The 4118-nt window shown below is 59.2% G+C and carries 5 protein-coding genes; 3 read left to right on the forward strand and 2 right to left on the reverse strand.

Annotated features, from left to right (window positions below):
• Nucleotides 1–209: hypothetical protein (locus C9413_RS28770; protein ID WP_170251255.1), on the forward strand; the 209-nt coding region annotated here is incomplete at its 5' end.
• 50 nt (nt 210–259) lie between these two features.
• On the opposite strand, the gene C9413_RS28775 is transcribed toward C9413_RS28770, so the two are convergent.
• Together C9413_RS28775 and C9413_RS28780 are read right to left on the reverse strand one after the other, a co-directional pair.
• Nucleotides 260–499, reverse strand: coding sequence for a DUF2934 domain-containing protein (locus tag C9413_RS28775; protein WP_040116380.1), 240 nt, complete (start codon nt 497–499; stop codon nt 260–262).
• A gap of 15 nt (nt 500–514) precedes the next feature.
• Nucleotides 515–1045 (reverse strand): sigma-70 family RNA polymerase sigma factor, encoded by a 531-nt coding sequence (locus C9413_RS28780; RefSeq protein WP_052451907.1) that lies wholly within the window; start codon nt 1043–1045, stop codon nt 515–517.
• Nucleotides 1046–1392: 347 nt separating this feature from the next.
• Here C9413_RS28780 and C9413_RS28785 point away from each other — a divergent pair, with 347 nt between their 5' ends.
• Both C9413_RS28785 and C9413_RS28790 read left to right on the forward strand, forming a co-directional pair.
• Complete coding sequence (locus tag C9413_RS28785; protein ID WP_040116379.1) at nt 1393–2727, forward strand: sorbosone dehydrogenase family protein; 1335 nt, start codon at nt 1393–1395, stop codon at nt 2725–2727.
• Nucleotides 2728–2852: 125 nt separating this feature from the next.
• The coding region (locus C9413_RS28790; protein WP_170251256.1) for a hemolysin family protein at nt 2853–4118 on the forward strand (1266 nt) is incomplete at its 3' end.

The raw sequence follows: 4118 nt of genomic DNA on the forward strand, positions 1-4118 counted from the left end.
ATCCGATACTGCGCTTCGGGAGCGTTCCACAAAGCGTGGAAGTGCATATTCTCGATCGGCCCGGCCAGCCCTTCCTCGGCACAGGCGAGGCGGCGCAGGGACCGACCTGTGCAGCACTCGCCAACGCACTTCGCAATGCGACGGGAAAGCGCCTGGTCGATCTGCCATTATCGCGCAACAGGGTAAGAGAGGCGACCCGTCTCGGCTGATAAGAGCTTTAGCCGCTTCTGGTTGTACGGACTGCAGGACTGCATACCCTTCAGCCGCTGGCGATCGCTGGCTGGCGCCTGGAGGGTTTCAGCGACGTGGCCGGTGGTCTTGGTTTGAACCGGACCAGCACCTCGCGCCCGTCCACAGAAGCCTGCGTGCGCTCCAGCTCGTCGCGCTCTCGCACTGCCTGTGCCCAGTGCTCGGCATCGCGGCCATGTGGGCGCCCGGACGCTTCCCAAAGTGCATAGGCCCTCTTGGCGATCCATTCGTTCCTGTCGTGGCGGCTCATTGCTGGGCACCCTTGCTAGTGTAACGAGGCTGCTTCGGACGATTGCGTCTCGCCGAGCATTTCCAGAAGATGGTTGCGAGCGCGGCTCACCCGGCTCTTGATGGTGCCCACTTGGCAGTCGCAGATCGCAGCCGCTTCTTCGTAGCTTGTCCCGTTCACCACGAGCAGCAGTGCATGGCGGTGCGGTGCTCCAAGCTTGTCGATCGCTGCCTGAACGTCACGGGCTCTCAGCGACCATTCCTGCGTCGATTTGACCGGTATCTGATGGTCGGTCAGGTCGCCGACGCAACCGACAGGTTCGCGCTTGCGGCGCTTGTAGCTGCTGCAATAGGTATTGCGCATGATCGTGAAGAGCCAGGATTTGAGGCTCGTGCCGTCCTGGAACTGCTCGATATGACAAAGCGCCTTGGAGACCGTCTCTTGAACGAGATCGTCGGCGTCGCTTTCAACACGCTCGAAACGCCTCGCAAAGGCTTTGAGAGCTGGAAGAAGCGAGATGATTTCTGCCTGAGCGCTGCAAGGCTGTGCAACGGAGACTGTTGGCATGGCGTCCTCCTTCTACGGAGGAATTAATGCCCTCGCACTCGGTGGGGTTCCCGATAAACTTCATAGGTCCGCAATCGTACAATGGGGCCGTCTGGGCCTGAAGTTTGAGGCAGTCTCGTTACGCACATGCCTCAAGACTCAAGCATACTGCGTGGTCGCTCAAGTCGCTCGTATATGGTCTTTTTCCTCTTCAACACGCCATGATGGAAGATGCGGTCTTTAGAAGCACAGCTGCGGCCGTTGAAATCTTGAACCTTGGGGCACTTGCTCCATCATTCGAATTTATCAGGAGCGTTGAAACCCATAGCGGTCAAAACGCCAGCGCGGTCTTGCATGGGAGATCATCCATGAAGAAGATCATCATTGTCGTCCTTCTTCTCATCCTTGTTGCAGGCGGGTGGATATTCGTCTTTGAGCGTGAATCCGCCACCGTCCCGATCGAGCAGGGATACGGTCCCTCACCGATGCTCCCCGCGCCGAACCCGACGTTGATCCCGACAGTCAATGTCGCGGAAGCGGCCAGCTGGCCAGAAGGAGCCACACCAAAAGCCGCAGAGGGGTTGAAGGTGGAAGCTTTTGCAAGGGGCCTCGACCACCCGCGCTGGATCCATGTCCTGCCGAACGGCGATGTCCTTGTTGCCGAAAGCAACAAGCCGCCAAAAGGTGAAGACGCCGGGTTCAGCATCCGCGGCTGGTTCGAAGGTGTGCTCATGAGGCGGGCCGGCGCCGAGGTCAAAAGTGCAAACCGCATCACCCTGCTGCGCGATGCCGACAAGGACGGTGCAGCCGAGACCAGCACCGTCTTCCTGAAGGATCTCAATTCGCCCTTCGGCATGGCATATTCCAAGGATACGCTCTACGTCGCCAATACCGATGCGGTCATGGCTTTTCCCTATAAGCAAGGTGAAACGGTGATCACCGCGCCGGGCGCAAAAATTGCCGATCTACCAGCAGGCCCGATCAATCAGCACTGGACGAAAGACCTGATCGCGAGCCCTGACGGCACCAAGCTCTATGCCACCGTGGGCTCCAACAGCAATGTCGGGGAAAACGGGATGGATGCGGAAAAAAACCGTGCCTCGATCCTCGAAATCGATCTTGCCACAAAGGGTGTTCGCGTCTTCGCAAGCGGCTTGCGCAATCCAAATGGTCTTGCCTGGCAGCCGCGGACGGGCGCACTTTGGGTGGCCGTCAACGAACGCGACGAGCTCGGCAGCGATCTCGTTCCCGACTATATGACCTCGGTGAAGGAAGGCGGCTTTTATGGCTGGCCCTACAGCTATTTCGGCCAGCATATCGATAGCCGGGCAAAGCCGCAAAACCCTGAAATGGTTGCGAGCGCCATCGTCCCCGATTATGCCCTTGGTCCGCATACCGCCTCGCTTGGCCTGACCTTCAACACGAGCAACCTGTTTGGTCCGGATTATGTCGGCGGTGCCTTCGTCGGCCAGCACGGCTCCTGGAACCGCAAGCCGCGCAGCGGCTACAAGGTGATCTTCGTGCCTTTCGTCGATGGCAAGCCCTCCGGCCCGCCGCGCGATGTCCTGACGGGTTTTGTCGGGGCGGACGACAAGGCCTTCGGCCGACCTGTCGGCGTCGCGATCGACATCAAGGGTGCGTTGCTTGTTGCCGATGACGTCGGCAACACGATATGGCGGGTCTCACCGGCTTCGGCACAGTGAGGGCGTCAGCGCCCAATCATTCAAAAGCGCCGAGCAAAAATCGCCGAAGCAAATGCAAGCCTTGCTTTCATTGTCGGCGCTTTGGCCCTATTTTGAGGCATCGCTGTCAATCTCAAAGGCTTCTTTTGTTTCTGGAAATCATAATCGTTGTGCTGCTCACTATCTTGAACGGTGTGCTCGCAATGTCCGAACTTGCCGTCGTTTCATCACGTCCCGCCCGTCTGAGGGTCCTGGCCGATCATGGGAGCGGCGGGGCTGCCCAAGCCATCAAACTTGCCGAACATCCCGGCCGCTTTCTCTCAACCGTTCAGATTGGGATTACACTCGTCGGCGTTCTCTCGGGTGCCTTTTCAGGCGCAACGCTGGGCGGCCGTCTTTCGGCCTGGCTTAGCGCACAGGGCGCTTCCCCCGCCGTCTCCGATGCGCTTGGCGTCGGCACGGTGGTCGTTGCCATTACCTATCTTTCGCTGATAATCGGCGAACTGGTTCCGAAGCAGATTGCGCTTCGCGAACCTGAAGTGGTGGCAAGCAAAGTTGCTCCGGCCATGGCCCTGCTTTCCAAGCTTGCCTTGCCGCTCGTCTGGCTTCTCGACGCGTCCGGCAAGCTTGTGCTTACGCTTCTTGGTCAGTCAGGAAAGGGCAGCGAGGGCGTCACCGACGAAGAGATCAAGACGGTGCTCGCCGAGGCGCAGAGTGCCGGCGTGATCGAGAGCGAGGAATCGGCGATGATATCCGGCGTCATGCGCCTTGCCGACCGCACGGCGAGAGCCTTGATGACTCCTCGCCGCGACGTCGAAGTCGTAGACATCGAAGACAGCATCGAAGACATTCGCAAGCAGCTGCACCAAACCCGCCGCTCGCGCCTGCCTGTGCGCCGTAACAGTTCTGACGAGGTGCTTGGCGTGCTCTTCGTGAAGGACTTTTACGATGCACTCGATGCGCATGGCCATGCAGACATCCAGTCGCTTGCCCATGAAGTTCCGGTGATCTCAGACCTTTCGACGGCAACGCATGTCATCCAGGCAATCCGCAAATCACCGGTCCACATGGTGCTCGTCTACGACGAATATGGCCACTTCGAGGGCATTGTCTCTTCCGGCGACATCATGGAAGCGATCATGGGCGCACTGCAGGAGGGACCTACTGACGAGCAGGCAATCGTTCGCCGCGGCGACGGCTCCTATCTTGTTTCCGGCTGGACGCCGATCGACGAGTTCGCCGAATTCATGAACTTCAAGCTGGCGGATGACATTGAATTCCAGACCGTCGCCGGCCTTGTGCTGGAAGAGTTGAAACACCTGCCGGATCTCGGCGAAAGCTTCGTGAAGGATGGCTGGCGCTTCGAGGTCATCGATCTTGACGGCCGCCGCGTCGACACGATGCTCCTCTCG

The sequence above is a fragment of the Rhizobium sp. SEMIA 4085 genome (assembly GCF_013004495.1).
GTDB lineage: Bacteria > Pseudomonadota > Alphaproteobacteria > Rhizobiales > Rhizobiaceae > Rhizobium > Rhizobium gallicum.

Coding starts and splice junctions, on each gene's coding strand:
- C9413_RS28775 (WP_040116380.1), bottom strand. CDS start 499: ATGAGCCGCCACGACAGGAACGAATGGATCGCCAAGAGGGCCTATGCA.
- C9413_RS28785 (WP_040116379.1), top strand. CDS start 1,393: ATGAAGAAGATCATCATTGTCGTCCTTCTTCTCATCCTTGTTGCAGGC.
- C9413_RS28780 (WP_052451907.1), bottom strand. CDS start 1,045: ATGCCAACAGTCTCCGTTGCACAGCCTTGCAGCGCTCAGGCAGAAATC.